The 15,311-nt window shown below is 72.1% G+C and carries 11 protein-coding genes; 2 read left to right on the top strand and 9 right to left on the bottom strand.

The features are described 5' to 3' along the window. Positions 1 to 134: 134 nt before the first annotated feature. The 3 genes from pyk to pta all read right to left on the bottom strand — a co-directional run bounded on the left by pyk (position 135) and on the right by pta (position 4,944). Complete coding sequence (gene pyk, locus AB0C75_RS23900; RefSeq protein WP_362893723.1) at positions 135 to 1,562, bottom strand: pyruvate kinase; 1,428 nt, start codon at positions 1,560 to 1,562, stop codon at positions 135 to 137. 74 nt (positions 1,563 to 1,636) lie between these two features. Continuing rightward, positions 1,637 to 2,866: an acetate kinase gene (locus tag AB0C75_RS23895; RefSeq protein ID WP_362893722.1), complete on the bottom strand. Its 1,230-nt coding sequence runs from the start codon at positions 2,864 to 2,866 to the stop codon at positions 1,637 to 1,639. 5 nt (positions 2,867 to 2,871) lie between these two features. Continuing rightward, positions 2,872 to 4,944: a phosphate acetyltransferase gene (gene pta / locus AB0C75_RS23890; RefSeq protein ID WP_362893721.1), complete on the bottom strand. Its 2,073-nt coding sequence runs from the start codon at positions 4,942 to 4,944 to the stop codon at positions 2,872 to 2,874. Positions 4,945 to 5,196: 252 nt separating this feature from the next. Here pta and AB0C75_RS23885 point away from each other — a divergent pair, with 252 nt between their 5' ends. Further along, positions 5,197 to 6,222, top strand: coding sequence for an ATP-dependent 6-phosphofructokinase (locus tag AB0C75_RS23885; protein ID WP_362893720.1), 1,026 nt, complete (start codon positions 5,197 to 5,199; stop codon positions 6,220 to 6,222). Positions 6,223 to 6,314: 92 nt separating this feature from the next. On the opposite strand, the gene AB0C75_RS23880 is transcribed toward AB0C75_RS23885, so the two are convergent. The 3 genes from AB0C75_RS23880 to AB0C75_RS23870 form a co-directional block, all read right to left on the bottom strand. Next, a complete protein-coding gene (locus AB0C75_RS23880; protein ID WP_362893732.1) occupies positions 6,315 to 6,938 on the bottom strand; it encodes an XRE family transcriptional regulator in 624 nt (207 codons plus the stop codon). Positions 6,939 to 7,104: 166 nt separating this feature from the next. Next, positions 7,105 to 7,779, bottom strand: a complete 675-nt coding sequence (locus AB0C75_RS23875) for a response regulator (RefSeq protein WP_362893719.1) — start codon at positions 7,777 to 7,779, stop codon at positions 7,105 to 7,107. Beyond that, positions 7,776 to 9,434, bottom strand: coding sequence for a sensor histidine kinase (locus AB0C75_RS23870; RefSeq protein WP_362893718.1), 1,659 nt, complete (start codon positions 9,432 to 9,434; stop codon positions 7,776 to 7,778). The genes AB0C75_RS23875 and AB0C75_RS23870 overlap by 4 nt, the downstream gene beginning before the upstream one ends. Before the next feature lie 154 nt (positions 9,435 to 9,588). Between AB0C75_RS23870 and AB0C75_RS23865 the strand changes: the two genes are divergently transcribed. Continuing rightward, positions 9,589 to 10,950 carry a cation:dicarboxylase symporter family transporter gene (locus AB0C75_RS23865; protein WP_362893717.1) on the top strand — a complete coding sequence of 454 codons (1,362 nt, stop codon included), beginning with the start codon at positions 9,589 to 9,591 and terminating at the stop codon, positions 10,948 to 10,950. A gap of 58 nt (positions 10,951 to 11,008) precedes the next feature. On the opposite strand, the gene AB0C75_RS23860 is transcribed toward AB0C75_RS23865, so the two are convergent. Genes AB0C75_RS23860 through AB0C75_RS23850 form a run of 3 tightly spaced genes read right to left on the bottom strand, consistent with a single transcriptional unit; the run spans position 11,009 to position 15,266 of the window. Beyond that, positions 11,009 to 12,700: a class I adenylate-forming enzyme family protein gene (locus AB0C75_RS23860; protein ID WP_362893716.1), complete on the bottom strand. Its 1,692-nt coding sequence runs from the start codon at positions 12,698 to 12,700 to the stop codon at positions 11,009 to 11,011. After that, positions 12,697 to 14,439, bottom strand: a complete 1,743-nt coding sequence (locus AB0C75_RS23855) for a CoA transferase (protein WP_362893715.1) — start codon at positions 14,437 to 14,439, stop codon at positions 12,697 to 12,699. Before AB0C75_RS23855 ends, AB0C75_RS23860 begins: the two co-directional genes overlap by 4 nt. Continuing rightward, a complete protein-coding gene (locus tag AB0C75_RS23850) occupies positions 14,436 to 15,266 on the bottom strand; it encodes a methyltransferase (RefSeq protein ID WP_362893714.1) in 831 nt (276 codons plus the stop codon). The genes AB0C75_RS23855 and AB0C75_RS23850 overlap by 4 nt, the downstream gene beginning before the upstream one ends. Between the last annotated feature and the right edge of the window lie 45 nt (positions 15,267 to 15,311).

The raw sequence follows: 15,311 nt of genomic DNA, 5'->3' as shown, positions 1-15,311 counted from the left end.
TTAAAAACAACACCACGCCACACGCTTGTTATTAGTTTGTGAGTGTTTTTCCGAGTTTTGCTCTCAAGGACTGTGGCCCGCACCCCCGTTGTCCGGGGGTGCGGGCCACAGTCCTTGTGCGGGGCGCCGCCGCGTCAGGCGCGTTCGCCGCTCAGGTGGTGCACCCGGACCATGTTGGTGGTGCCGGGGACGCCGGGAGGGGAGCCGGCCGTGATGACCATCGTGTCGCCGTCGCTGTAGCGGTTCAGCTTCAGCAGCTCGGCGTCCACCAGGTCGACCATGGCGTCCGTGTTGTCCACGTGCGGCACGACGGAGGACTCGACGCCCCAGCTCAGCGCGAGCTGGTTGCGGGTGGACTCCTCCGTGGTGAAGGCCAGGATCGGCTGCGCCGTGCGGTAGCGGGACAGGCGGCGGGCGGTGTCACCGGACTTGGTGAAGGCCACCAGCGCCTTGCCGTCCAGGAAGTCCGCGATCTCGCAGGCCGCGCGGGCCACCGAACCGCCCTGCGTACGGGGCTTCTTGCCCGGGACCAGCGGCTGGAGGCCCTTGGACAGGAGCTCCTCCTCGGCGGCGACGACGATCTTCGCCATCGTCTTGACCGTCTCGATCGGGTACGCGCCGACGGAGGACTCGGCCGACAGCATGACCGCGTCCGCGCCGTCCAGGATCGCGTTGGCGACGTCGGACGCCTCGGCGCGGGTCGGCCGCGAGTTGGTGATCATCGACTCCATCATCTGGGTCGCCACGATCACCGGCTTGGCGTTGCGCCGGCACAGCTCGATGAGGCGCTTCTGCACCATCGGGACCTTTTCGAGCGGATACTCGACGGCGAGGTCACCACGGGCGACCATCACGCCGTCGAAGGCGGCGACGATGCCCTCCATGTGCTCGACGGCCTGCGGCTTCTCGACCTTGGCGACGACGGGGACCCGGCGGCCCTCCTCGTCCATCACCTTGTGGACGTCCTTGATGTCCTCGGCGTCCCGCACGAAGGACAGCGCCACCAGGTCGCAGCCCATCCGCAGGGCGAACCGCAGGTCCTCGACGTCCTTCTCGGACAGCGCGGGGACGTTGACCGCCGCACCGGGGAGGTTGATCCCCTTGTGGTCGGAGATGACACCGCCCTCGATGACGATGGTGGTGACCCGGGGGCCGTCGACCGAGACGACCTTCAGCTCGACGTTGCCGTCGTTGATCAGGATCGGGTCACCCTTGACGACGTCGCCCGGCAGTCCCTTGTAGGTGGTGCCGCAGACCGACTTGTCCCCGGGGACGTCCTCGGACGTGATGACGAACTCGTCCCCGCGGACCAGCTCGACCGGGCCCTCGGCGAACTTGCCGAGACGGATCTTGGGGCCCTGGAGGTCGGCGAGCACCCCGACGGCACGTCCGGTCTCCGTGGCGGCCTTGCGGACGCGGTCGTAACGGCCTTGGTGCTCCTCGTGGGAGCCGTGACTGAAGTTGAATCGGGCCACGCTCATGCCGGCCTCGATCAGAGCGACGAGCTGCTCATGGGAGTCGACGGCGGGACCGAGGGTGCAGACGATTTTGGAACGGCGCATGAGGCGGATCCTATCGGTTTGTTTCACTGCGGAATATTCCGTCTGGTGGAAGATACAAAAGGGCGCGGGCCCGCTCAGTTGTGGACCAGGTCGAAGGTCTGGCCGGCGATCTCCAGCTCCTCGTCCGTGGGTACGACGGCGACCGCCACCCGCGCGTCCTCGGGTGAGATCAGCCGGGGTTCACCGGACCGTACGGCGTTGCGTCCGGCGTCCACGGCCAGGCCGAAACCCTCGAGACCCGCGAGCGCAGCCTCCCGCACCGGGGCCGAGTTCTCCCCGACCCCCGCCGTGAACACCACGGCGTCCACCCGGCCGAGGACCGCCGAATAGGCGCCGATGTACTTCTTCAGCCGGTGGATGTAGATGTCGAACGCGAGCGCGGCGCGCTCGTCGCCCTCGTCCACCCGGCGCCGGATCTCGCGCATGTCGTTGTCGCCGCAGAGACCGACAAGACCGCTCCTCTTGTTCAGCAGGTCGTCGATCTCGTCCGCCGACATGCCCGCCACCCGCTTCAGATGGAAGGTGACGGCCGGATCGATGTCCCCGGAGCGCGTCCCCATGACCAGGCCCTCCAGGGGGGTCAGCCCCATAGACGTCTCCACGCACCGGCCGCCCGCCACCGCGGATGCCGAGGCCCCGTTGCCCAGGTGCAGCACGATCACGTTCACGTCGGCCACCGGGCGGCCCAGCAGCTCGGCCGTCCGGCGCGAGACGTACGCGTGCGAGGTGCCGTGGAAGCCGTAGCGGCGGATGCGGTGCGCGTCGGCGGTCTCGACATCGATCGCGTAGCGCGCCGCGTACTCCGGCATCGTCGTGTGAAACGCCGTGTCGAAGACCGCGACCTGCGGAAGGTCGGGGCGCAGCGCCTGCGCCGTACGGATTCCGGTGATGTTCGCCGGGTTGTGCAGCGGCGCCACCGGCACGAGCCGCTCGATCTCCTTCAGCACCACATCGGTGATCACGGTGGGCTCGCTGAACTTCAGCCCGCCGTGCACCACCCGGTGCCCGATCGCCGCGAGTTCGGGGGAGTCGAGGCCGAGTCCGTCGGCCGCCAGCTCATCGGCCGCGGCCTTCAGCGCCTGGTCGTGGTCGGCGATCCGGCCGGTGCGCTCGCGCGTCTCGCCGCCCTCGGGGGTGTGGGCCAGCCGGGAGGTCGACTCACCGATCCGCTCGACGAGACCGGTCGCCAGACGGGACCGGTCGCGCATGTCCAGCAGCTGGTACTTCACCGACGAGGAGCCGGAATTGAGGACGAGTACCCGGCTGGCCGTCGCCCCGGTGGTGGTGTGGTGGGTGGTGGACAACTCGTTCACTCCTCGCCCTGTGCCTGGATCGCGGTGATGGCCACGGTATTGACGATGTCCTGCACCAGGGCGCCCCGCGACAGGTCGTTGACCGGCTTGCGCAGCCCCTGAAGTACCGGTCCTACCGCGACGGCGCCCGCCGACCTCTGGACCGCCTTGTAGGTGTTGTTGCCGGTGTTGAGGTCGGGGAAGACCAGCACGGTCGCCCGGCCGGCCACCTGTGACGCCGGCAGCTTCGTGGCGGCCACGGTCGGCTCGACCGCCGCGTCGTACTGGATCGGGCCCTCGATGCTCAGGTCCGGTCGCGATGCGCGTACCCGTTCCGTGGCCTCCCGCACCTTGTCGACGTCCGCACCGCTGCCCGAGGTGCCCGTCGAGTACGACAGCATCGCGATCCGCGGTTCCACGCCGAAGCGCGCCGCCGTGACCGACGACTGCACCGCGATGTCCGCGAGCTGCTCGGCGTCGGGGTCAGGGTTGACCGCGCAGTCGCCGTAGACCAGGACCTTGTCCGCGAGGCACATGAAGAACACCGAGGAGACGATCGAGGCGTCCGGTTTGGTCTTGATGATCTCGAACGCGGGACGGATCGTCGCCGCTGTGGAGTGCACCGAGCCGGAGACCATGCCGTCGGCCAGGCCCTCCTGGACCATCAGGGTGCCGAAGTAGTTGACGTCCGCGACCACGTCGTACGCCAGCTCCACCGTCACCCCGCGGTGCGCGCGCAGCTCGGCGTACCGCTCGGCGAAGCTCTGGCGCAGCTCCGAGGTCCGGGGATCGACGATCTGGGTCTCGGCGAGGTCGATGCCCAGGTCGGCGGCCTTCTTACGGATGACGTCGGTGTCCCCGAGCAGGGTCAGGTCGCAGACGTCGCGGCGCAGCAGCACATCGGCGGCGCGCAGGACGCGCTCCTCGGTGCCCTCGGGCAGGACGACCCGGCGCCGGTCCGAGCGCGCCTGTTCGAGCAGTTCGTGCTCGAACATCATCGGGGTGACCCGGCCGCTGCGGGCCACCGAGATGCGCTCCAGCAGGGCGGCGGTGTCCACATGGCGCTCGAAGAGGCCGAGGGCCGTCTCCGCCTTGCGGGGCGTCGCCGCGTTCAACTTGCCTTCAAGGGCGAAGAGTTCACCCGCCGTGGGGAAGGATCCGCCGGTCACCGCGACGACCGGGGTGCCCGGTGCGAGCCGGGTGGCCAGCCGGAGTATCTCCTCGCCGGGCCGCTCGTTCAGGGTGAGCAGGACACCGGCGATGGGTGGCGTGCCGGCGCTGTGTGCGGCGAGCGAACCGATGACCAGGTCCGCGCGGTCGCCCGGGGTGACGACCATGCAGCCCGGGGTCAGGGCCTTCAGGAGGTTCGGCAGCATGGCGCCGCCGAACACGAAGTCCAGCGCGTCCCTGGCCAGGCCCGAGTCGTCGCCGAGCAGAACAGTTCCGCCCAGGGCGGTGGTGATCTGGGCGACCGTGGGCGCGGAGAGTGCGGGGTCGTCCGGCAGCACGGAGCACGGGACCGGGAGCTGCGTCCGCAACGCATCGGCGATGTCCTGGCGGTCCTCGGACGCCACCCGGTTCACGATCATCGCCAGGACGTCGCAGCCGAGGCCGGCGTACGCCCGGTAGGCATTGCGCGTCTCGGCCCGTACGGACTCGGCGTCCTGGTCCTGGCCGCCGACCACGGCGATCACCGATGCGCCGAACTCGTTGGCGAGCCTCGCGTTCAGGGCCAGCTCGTCGGGGAGCTGGGTCGCGGCGAAGTCGCTGCCGAGCACCAGCACCACCTCGTAGTCGCGGGCCACCCGGTGGAAGCGCTCGACGAGCAGGGAGACCAGTTCGTCGGTACCCTTCTCGGCCTGTACCGCGGAGGCCTCCTGGTAGTCCAGGCCGAAGGCCGTCTCCGCGCCCTGCGAGAGCCGGTAGCGGGCGCGCAGCAGCTCGAACAGCCGGTCGGGGCCGTCGTGGACGAGTGGCCGGAAGACGCCCACCCGGTCGACCTGACGCGTCAGTAGCTCCATGACTCCCAGATCGACGACCTGGCGGCCGTCTCCCCGGTCGATCCCGGTCACGTACACACTGCGCGCCACGCGTGGTCTCCCGTCCTGTTTGGCTGGCATTGTCCTCTTGACGATACCTACGGGGGCAGGTGAGCCGCCCGCCGGGCACGGCACCCGGTGCGGACCGCTCCCGGTCCCGCACGGGCCCCGCTCCGGCCGCGTGACGCAGCCGGAAGCACGGGCCCCCTGATCGGCGTGGGACAATCGTCGTGGCTCACGGTACGGGGGTTTCGCGACGGGCCCCCGGAACGCTTGGCACTAGCGAGCAGGAGACACAGCGGGATGCGCATCGGAATTCTCACCGCAGGCGGCGACTGCCCAGGCCTGAACGCTGTGATCCGGTCGGTCGTGCACCGTGCCGTGGTGGGGCACGGCGATGAGGTCATCGGCTTCGAGGACGGCTTCAAGGGGCTGCTCGACGGCCATTTCCGGCCCCTCGACCTGAACGCCGTCAGCGGCATCCTGGCCCGCGGCGGCACGATCCTCGGCTCGGCCAGGCTGGAGCGTGACCGGCTGCGCGAGGCCGCCGAGAACTGCGAGGAGCTGTCCCGCCGTTACGGCATCGACGCGCTGATCCCGATCGGCGGAGAGGGCACGCTGACCGCGGCCCGCATGCTGTCCGACGCCGGGATGCCCGTCGTCGGCGTCCCGAAGACCATCGACAACGACATCTCCGCCACCGACAGGACCTTCGGCTTCGACACCGCGGTCGGCGTCGCGACCGAGGCCATAGACCGGCTGAAGACCACCGCCGAGTCCCACCAGCGGGTCATGGTCGTCGAGGTCATGGGCCGTCACGCGGGCTGGATCGCCCTGGAGTCCGGGATGGCGGGCGGCGCCCACGGCATCTGCCTGCCCGAGCGGCGCTTCCAGGTCGACGACCTGGTCAAGATGGTCGAGGAACGCTTCGCGCGCGGCAAGAAGTTCGCCGTCATCTGCGTCGCCGAGGGTGCGCACCCGGCCGAGGGCTCCATGCCGTACGCCAAGGGCGAGATCGACCAGTTCGGGCACGAGCGCTTCAAGGGCATCGGCAACCGCCTCGCCGTCGAGCTGGAACTGCGCCTCGGCAAGGAGGCCAGGCCGGTCATCCTCGGCCATGTGCAGCGCGGAGGCACGCCGACGGCGTACGACCGGGTGCTGGCGACCCGCTTCGGGTGGAACGCCGTGGAGGCCGTCCACCGCGGCGACTTCGGCCGGATGACGGCGCTGCGCGGGACCGAGATCGTGATGGCCCCGCTCGCGGACGCCGTGACCCGGCTGAAGACCGTCCCCAGCGACCGGATGTACGAGGCCGAGTCGGTCTTCTGAGCCCCGGCCCTGAGGGGTCCGGCCCGGAGGGGTCCTGCGGGCGGGCCAGGTCCTGCGGGCCGGGTCCTCAGGGCCCCGGGTCCTGGCGGGTCTCAGATTCCCGCCGTCCGCCAGAACTCCTCGACCACCCGGTCCAGGAACTCCCGCCCCGCCTCGCCGGCCGTCCCCGCCCGGTCGTGGCCCGTCGTGTTCCAGCTCAGCGTCGACACCATCAGGGACTGGTAGTCGGCGTGCAGCTGCTCCAGCACGTTCTGGAGGAGGATCCGGTCCAGCGGCACGAGCTTGTCCACCGGGCGTACGTAGGCCTGCCAGCGCGTCGTGACCGCCCGGGTCAGCAGGTCCGCCAGCTCCTCGTTCCGGCCGGTCGCCGTCAGGAACTGCGCCGCCGACATGTCCAGCGCGTCGCAGAGTGCCACCGCCTGGCGCTCGTTGCCGCGCCAGCGGCCCGTCTCCTCCGTCCGCTGGTACGCGGCGGCCGTCATCCCGAGCGTCCGCGCCAGATCGTCCACCGCGACGTCCCGGGCCAGCCGGTGCTCGCGCAACGTGCTCGCGGCGGCCAGGAGTTCACCCGGCGCGCACCACAGCACACCGGCCAGCGCCCTCAGTTCGCGTTCGCCCGGCAGGGCCGTTCCACGCTCCCAGGCCATCACGGTCTCTGCCGTGATCCGAAGTCCGTACTGCGCGCCGAGGCCGTACGCAACATGTCCGGGAGCCATTCCCAGTGCCTCGCGGAGGCGGCGCGCGGCGGGGGCGTTGAAGGGAGGGGAGGGGTGCACGGCCCCACCGTAGAAGCCCGCGAACGGCCTGGCTACAGGCTGTTCCTATTACTTCACCCTTCGTATGATCCTCCTACGGCGGCCTCGGCTGCGGCACCCCGGAACATCAGCGGGTTTCGGCCACCCAGTGGTAGTGCAGCTCGGGCCGGCCGACCTGACCGTAGCTCGGCCGGCGCACGCCCCGGCCCACCGTCACCAGGTGCTCCAGATAGCGGCGGGCGGTGATCCTGGAGATCCCCAGCTCCTCCCCGGCGACCGCCGCCGTCAACCCGTCCGGCGCCTTCCGCAGGGCCCGGGTCACCGCCTCCAGCGTCGGCCCGCTCAGCCCCTTCGGCAGGGCGGCCGGATCCGCGACCCGCAGCGCGCCCAGCGCACGGTCCACCTCCTCCTGGCCGCTCGCCTCGCCCGCCGCCGCCCGGAACTCGGCGTAGCGCACGAGCCGGTCCCTGAGCGTGGGATAGGTGAACGGCTTCAGTACGTACTGCACGACGCCGAGCGAGACGCCTTCCCGCACCACCGCCAGATCGCGCGCCGACGTCACCGCGATGACGTCCGCCCCGTGCCCGGCGGCCCGCAGCGAACGCAGCAGTTGCAGGCCGTGCCCGTCCGGGAGATACAGATCGAGCAGCAGCAGATCCACCTCTGTCCGCTCCAGCGCCCGAGCGGCCTCGGTCCGTGAGTGGGCGACGGCGGCGACCTCGAAACCCGGCACCCGGTTCACGTACAGCTGATGGGCGTCAGCCGCCACCGGATCGTCCTCCACGACCAGCACCCTGATCACGGTGCCACCACCTCCGTCCCCGCCGTACGGCCGGTGAGCGGCAGCCGCACCGTGAACTCTGCGCCGCCCTCCGCCGCCCGGCCCAGGGTCACCGCCCCGCCGTTGCGGTGGACCGCCTGCCGTACGAGCGTCAGGCCGAGGCCGCGGCCCGTGCCGTGGGTCGTCCAGCCGCGCCGGAACACCTCGTCCGCGTCGCCCTCGCCGATCCCGGCGCCGGTGTCCGCCACCCGCAGCAGCAGCTCGCCGGACTCCGTACGCGCGGTCACCGTGACCAGGGCCCGCGTCGCGGCGCGCTGCGCGGGGACGGCAGCGCCCGCGCCACCCGTCGCGGCCTCCGATGCCGCGTCCACCGCGTTGTCGATCAGATTGCCGAGGATCGTCACCAGGTCGCGGGGGGCGGGCGACGACGGCAGCGCCCCGTCGTCGATCACGCTGTCCTCGGCGAGCACCAGCTCCACCCCCCGCTCGTTGGCCTGCGCCGCCTTGCCGAGCAGCAGGGCCGCGAGCACCGGCTCACCGACCGCGCCCACCACCCGGTCGGTGAGGGCCTGCGCCAGCTCCAGCTCCGCCGTCGCGAAATCCACCGCCTCCTGGGCCCGGCCCAGCTCGATCAGCGACACCACCGTGTGCAGCCGGTTCGCCGCCTCGTGCGCCTGCGAGCGCAGCGCCTGCGTGAAACCGCGCTCCGAGTCGAGCTCACCCGACAGCGCCTGCAGCTCCGTGTGGTCCCGCAGCGTCACGACCGTGCCGCGCCGCTCGCCGCCGACCACCGGGCTGGTGTTGACCACGATCACCCGGTCCGCGGTCAGATGGACCTCGTCCACCCGCGGCTCCGACGCCAGCAGCGCCCCGGTCAGCGGCGCGGGCAGTGCCAGCTCGTCGACCCGGCGCCCGACGGACCCCGGCGCCAGGCCCAGCAGCTCCCGGCCCGCGTCGTTGACCAGGGCGACCCGGCGCTGCCCGTCCAGCATCAGCAGCCCCTCGCGCACCGCGTGCAGCGTGGCCTCGTGATACGTGTGCATCCGGCTCAGCTCCCTGGCGTTCATCCCGTGCGTGTGCCGCCGCAGCCTGGCGTTGATCACGTACGTCCCGAGCGCGCCGATCGCCAGGGCCGCGCCCGCCGCGGTCCCCAGGGCGCCGAGCTGCTCGCGTACCTGCGTGGACACCCGCTGGACAGTGATGCCCGCGCTGACCAGGCCGACGATCCTGTCGCCGTCGCGGACCGGTGTGACAACCCGGATCGAGGGCCCCAGGGTGCCTGCGTAGGTCTCCTCGAACGTCTCGCCGAGCAGCGCGCCCTCGGTGTGCCCGATGAAGTCCCGGCCGATCTGGGTGGGGTCGGGGTGGGTCCAGCGGACCCCCTGCGGATTCATGATCGTGACGAACGCGATCCCGGTCTCCTCGCGGACCCGCTCCGCGTACGGCTGGAGTACGGCGGACGGGTCCGGGGTACGGATCGCCTCCCGCACCGATGGCGATTCGGCCATCGCGAGAGCGGTCGCCCGCACCTGGCGGACCGCGGTCGTCTCGGCCTGGGAGCGGCCCGAGGCGTACGCGAAGAAGGCGCATCCGGCCACGACCGCGGCCACGAGCAGGGCCTGCATCGCGAACAGCTGGCCGGCCAGGCTGCGGGGGAGGGCACGGGACAGGCGCATGTCTCACAGTCTGCCTGGCGGGGAGCGCGGGCCCAAGGTGGCTCGAAATGGCGTGTGAACGATATGAACGCAAGGGTGACGGCCGTCACAGGGAAGTGGATAGTCACCGGAGCCCCCAGGGACGGGGAGCCGCACATACCCCGAGGAGACCCCCGTGGCAGAGAAAGCCGCACGACGGGACCGCACGCATTATCTGTATCTGGCCGTGATCGCCGCCGTGGTGCTGGGCATCACGGTGGGCCTCGCGGCGCCGGACTTCGCCGTGGAGCTGAAGCCGATCGGCACAGGCTTCGTCAACCTCATCAAGATGATGATCTCGCCGATCATCTTCTGCACGATCGTGCTGGGGGTCGGCTCGGTACGGAAGGCCGCCAAGGTCGGCGCCGTCGGCGGTCTGGCCCTCGGCTACTTCCTGGTGATGTCGACCGTCGCCCTGGCCATCGGCCTGGTCGTCGGCAACATCCTGGAGCCGGGTTCCACCCTCCACATCACCGAGGCGACGCGCGCCGTGGGCGAGGCGCAGGTCTCGGGCGACAGCGAATCCACCGCGGACTTCCTGCTCGGCATCATCCCCACGACCATCGTGTCGGCATTCACCGCGGGCGAGGTTCTGCAGACCCTGCTCATCGCCCTGCTCGCGGGCTTCGCGCTCCAGGCCCTGGGCTCGGCAGGTGAGCCGGTCCTGCGGGGCATCGGCCACATCCAGCGCCTCGTCTTCCGTATCCTCGCCATGATCATGTGGGCGGCCCCGGTCGGCGCGTTCGGCGCGATGGCGGCGGTGGTCGGCGAGACCGGCGTGGACGCGTTGAAGTCGCTCGCGATGATCATGATCGGCTTCTACGTCACCTGCGCGCTCTTCGTCTTCCTGATCCTGGGTGCGATCCTGCGCGTGGTCTCCGGGGTCAACATCTTCCTGCTGCTGAAGTACCTGGGCCGTGAGTTCCTGCTGATCCTCTCCACCTCCTCGTCCGAGTCGGCCCTGCCGCGGCTGATCGCGAAGATGGAGCACGTCGGTGTCAGCAAGCCCGTCGTCGGCATCACCGTGCCGACCGGCTACTCCTTCAACCTCGACGGCACCGCGATCTACCTCACGATGGCCTCGCTGTTCATCGCCAACGCCACGGGTGACCCGCTGAGCATCGGCGAGCAGGTCTCCCTGCTGGCGTTCATGGTGATCGCGTCCAAGGGCGCGGCGGGCGTCACCGGCGCCGGTCTCGCCACCCTCGCGGGCGGACTCCAGTCGCACCGCCCCGAACTGGTCGACGGCGTCGGCCTGATCGTCGGCATCGACCGCTTCATGAGCGAGGCCCGCGCCCTGACGAACTTCGCGGGCAACGCGGTGGCCACCATCCTCGTCGGCACCTGGACCAAGGAGATCGACCGGGCCCGGGTGGACGAGGTCCTCTCCGGCGCGCTCCCGTTCGACGAGAAGATGATCGCCGACGAGAGCCACGCGGAGCAGGTCCCGGAACAGCGGGACGGCGACGAGGAGAAGCCCTCGCTGGCCAAGGCGTAAGGCGTAAGGCGTACGACATACGACGTACCGGAGGGGAGTGCCTGGGAGTACCCGCCCCTCAGCCGGACTGACACCGGGCCCCACGGCAGTGTGCCGCCGCCCGCTCCGACAGGGAGCGGCGGCACACCTTGCCCGTGGGGCCCAGTGGCATGGCCGGGACGTGCAGGAGACGCTCGGGCAGCTTGCGTGACTCCAGGCCGCGACGCACCAGGAAGCCGGCCAGATCGGCGAGGGAGGGCGCGGGGGCGCCAGGAACCGGCCGGACACAGGCGCAGAGCCGCTCGCCGAGATCCGGATCGGGCACCGGGACGCACACGGCCTCGGCCACGGCCGGATGGTTGGCGAGCTCCCGCTCCACCTCGGCGGGGCTGATGTTGTGCCCGCCGCGGATCACGACGTCCTTCAGCCGGCCCAGGACGAACAGCCTCCCGTCCGCGTCGAGCCGGCCGAGATCACCGGTGCGCACCCAGCCGTCGGCGCTCCGGTAGCGCGCGTCAAGATCGGCGTCCGCGACGTAACACAGCGGCGTCATCGGGCCCCTGGCCTGGATCTCCCCGACGGCGCCCGCGGGCAGCGTGCGGTCACCGGGAGCGGTGATCCGGATCAGGGTGACCGCAGGATCCGGGATCCCCGCGTACTCCTCCTCGGCTCCGGGCGACCAGACCGTGTGGCAGTTGACGCCGTCCGAGGAGCCGTAGACCTTCGACACGGGCCGCCCGAAACGCCGTACGCAGGCCCGGGCCGTGCTGTGCGGCAGCGCCGCACCGCTGGACACCAGCGCCCGTAGGCCGGTGAAGTCCTCGCCCTGCGCGGGTGGGGTCTCGGCGAGCCGCCGCAGCATCGTCGGCACCCCGAAGACATGCGTGGGCCGGTGGACGCCGAGCGCGGCCAGCGTCCCGCGCACCGAGAACGACGGCGGGACGACGAGCGTGCCGCCGAGCGCGGCGACGGTGACGATGCCGCACGAGCCGAAGGAGGAGCCCAGCGGGGCGAGGACGAGATGACGGCGGGGCTCCGCACCCGGCGCGAGCGCCCGGACGTACGCGGCCCGGCCCCCTCCCATCGCCTCGTGGGAGTAGGCCACCATCTTGGGCGCCGCCTCGGTGCCGGAGGAGACCAGGACACGGGCCGGCGCCGCCGGATCCACCCGGCCGGGGTGCCAGGGGCGGCCGGCGCACTTGCCGAGCGGGCGGGTGCCGGGCAGGTCGGGAAGTGGGCTGAACAGCACCTCGATATCCGGGAGTCGCCCGGCCACCGCGACATCGTCCGGCTCCGTGAACACGGCGGCCCGCGCGCGGGAGGCGCCCAGGAGCGCAAGGGTGTCCCGGCTGCCGCCGCCCGGCGGGTAGGGCAGGGCGACCGCGCCGATCGCGTACACGGCGAGTTCGGCGGCGACCGCGTCCCGGCCTCCAGGGAGCCGCAGTGCCACCACGTCCCCCGCGCCGAGCCCCGCATCGGTGAACACCGCGCAGATACGCCGGACTTCGGCGTCCAGGGCCGCGTAGGTGAGGCCGCCACCGGCCGGTTCGCCGGTCTCCACGACCGCCTGGCGGGTGGGATGGAGCCGCACACGGAGGCGGAAGAGGGAGTAGAGGTCGCGGCCGGGAGACAGCCCCCGCTCGGCCCAGGCGCGGCGGTCCGCACGGGGCACATGGTCGGGGAAGGCCACCCCGTTGCCCGAGGTCCAGGGCGCGCGCACCGCCGCCCCCGCCACCTTCGGCGCCCCCGCCACCTTCGGCGCGCCCGTCACGAGAACGTCCAGGGGCTGCGGACCGTCGCATACCCGCCCGGCGGGGCCGGATCCACGGCGTCCCGGAAGCCCGGATCGTCCGGGAGGGTGCCCAGATCGGTACGGACCTCGGTGGCGGCCGCACCGGCGAGGCCGAACCGCTCCAGCCACTGGCCGGTGGTGCGGTGGCCGAAGCGCGTGGCCAGGGCGCGCGGGTCCGGCGTACCGGGGCCGGTGATCCGCGCGAGCAGGGGGAGATCGGCCCGGATCCGCCCGCCCAGGCACAGGTAGCCGTCGGCCGTGCGTACCGGCGTCTCCAGCGGCGACCGGGCCCGGCGTCGCACGGCAGGGCGAGGCACCAGGCCGGCGGCCGACAGCAGAGAGGACTCGGCACGCACCCCGTGCCCCCGGAGGGCGCCCAGCAGCAGCCCCGCCACCACCGCGTGGGCGCAGAGGAGGCCGCCGAGCACATCGGTGAGCGTCATCAGGGAGGGCGCGGGGTTCTCCCCGGCCGGACGCAGAGCGGCGGCGAGACCGCTGCGGGCCTGGGCGAGGTAGTCGGTGCCGATCGGGGTCTGTCCGGGCGGACAGGCGTCGCCGAAGCCGGAGGCACCGGCATGCACGAGTCCGGGCCTGACCCGCCACAGGTCCTCCGCGTCGAGCCCCAGGCGCCCGGCCCGGCCGGGTGCCCAGTTGTGCAGGAACACATCGGCGTCCGCGACGAGTTCACGCACGGCGGCGTGCCCCGCGGCCGTACGCGGGTCGGCCTCGACGACCCGTTTCCCGGAGTTCAGCGCCGAGTGGCGTACCGAACAGCCACCCGCGAGCGGCGGCAGCCCGCGCATCGGATCGCCGCCAGGAGGCTCGACGCCGATCACCTCGGCACCCAGCAGCCGCAGGACATGACCGGCGAGCGGACCCTGCACCCGGCGCGTCGACTCCACCACCCGTACGCCCGCCAGGGGCAGGACGGCGGACGTACGGACCGGGGTCACCACCGGCACGTACGGCGGCCCCGGGGTGAGGCGCACCGGCTCGACCGCGGGACCCGGTACAGGGTCGTCCGTCAGCGGGACGAGACTGACGCCGCAGACCGCAGCGGCCTCGCGCAGAGACCGGAGCGGCGTGGCGCGGGCCGTTGTCCGCAGCTCCTCGGGCAGGGCGCACACGGCGTTCGCGAACCGCCGCTGGAAGGCCCCCCAGCCGCGTCCCGCGAGCCGGGCGGGGACACCGAGCCGCTGCCAGAACTCCCGCCACGCGTCGGGATCGAGGGTCTCGATCTCGAAGGCGGTGCCCTCGGCCGACACCAGCGTCGCTCCACCGCGCCCGGCCGGTTCCGCGCCGTACGGGCCTTCCGTGCTGTCAGCGGGGGCCGTGGCGGCGGCGAGGTACTGGGAGAGCGCGAGCAGGGCACCCTGCGCGGCCGAGGTCCGTACCTCGCTCAGGCCGTGCCCACGGTGCCGGGCGAGCAGGACCGCGCAGACACCCAGGGCGCCGAGCACTCCGGCGGTGGTGGCGGCGTAGTCCACCCCCAGCGGGAGCGGCTTGCCGCCTGCCCGCCCGTGGACGTGCATGATCCCGCAGGCCGCCTGGACCGCGTCCTCATCGGCGAGGGGTGTCGCGACCGGCCCCGCCCAGTCCGCCGTCAGACGTACGTCCCGCACGGCGCCGGGCGGCACGACCCCGTCGGTCGCCCCCCGGAGCAGACGAGCCGTCACCTCCGCCGTCGTGGCGGGCAGCACGGGGGTGGTGGTGCTCACAGGGCCGCCCGCCCGGGGCGCCGGCCCTGCGTCGAGTACAGGACGCTGCTGGCCGCACGGAAGCCCGGGTCCCGCATGATCTCCCGCACCCGGTCGAGCTGCCGGTCCGTCAGCCCCTGGGCCAGGAGCTTCTCCCGCAGATGGTGGGTGTGGTGGAGCTGGAGCTGGAGGCTGGGCGAGCCCGCGTGGCGTACCTCGATGTGCGGGTGCACATCGACCCCGACCAGGCCGGCCTCCCGCAGCGCCTCCGGCACCCGCCTTCCCCACTGCGGGTCACCTCCGCCGGCGCGCATGGCGGCGGACTTGGCCTCCAGGAAGGCGGTGTAGAGCTTCTCCGCATCCGGGTCGGGCGAGAGGAGCGGGGGTTCGTACGAGGTGTCGAACTCGTCGATCTGGAGCACCCCGCCGGGCCGCAGGGCACGGACCAGCTTGCCGAGCACAGTGCGCCGTTCGGGCAGGTGCTGGAGGACGAGACGGGCCACGACGAGGTCGTAGCGGTCCTCGGGGAGCCGGTCGTGCACGAGGTCGTGCGCGCGCACCTCCAAGTGCGGGGCGGGGGAGATGTGGCGGGGGTCCACGTCGGTCGCCAGGACCGAGCCACCTGGGCCGACGTGCCCGGCCAGCCAGTGGGCGACGCTGCCGCCGCCCGCGCCGACCTCCAGGCAGTGCCAGCCGGGGCCGACCCCGGTGGCGGCCAGCCGGGGCAGGGTGACCGGGTCGTAGGCAGCGGCGAGGCAGCGGTGCTGTTCCGTGCTGTGCGGGGTGGCGTTGTCGAAGACGTACCCCCCAGTGGGCTCAGTGGGCTCGGTGGCCGTCGGGTGCGGCACGGTGGGAGTCCTTCGGTGCGAGAGGGGGTGAAGAGGAGGAGGGGC

The organism is Streptomyces sp. NPDC048565 (assembly GCF_040650935.1).
In the GTDB taxonomy this organism is placed as follows: domain Bacteria; phylum Actinomycetota; class Actinomycetes; order Streptomycetales; family Streptomycetaceae; genus Streptomyces.
Note: the sequence above shows the minus strand (reverse complement) of the source record. Positions and strands in the feature narration are given on the sequence as shown.

Coding starts and splice junctions, on each gene's coding strand:
- AB0C75_RS23870 (WP_362893718.1), bottom strand. CDS start 9,434: ATGCGCCTGTCCCGTGCCCTCCCCCGCAGCCTGGCCGGCCAGCTGTTC.
- AB0C75_RS23880 (WP_362893732.1), bottom strand. CDS start 6,938: ATGGCTCCCGGACATGTTGCGTACGGCCTCGGCGCGCAGTACGGACTT.
- pyk (WP_362893723.1), bottom strand. CDS start 1,562: ATGCGCCGTTCCAAAATCGTCTGCACCCTCGGTCCCGCCGTCGACTCC.
- AB0C75_RS23885 (WP_362893720.1), top strand. CDS start 5,197: ATGCGCATCGGAATTCTCACCGCAGGCGGCGACTGCCCAGGCCTGAAC.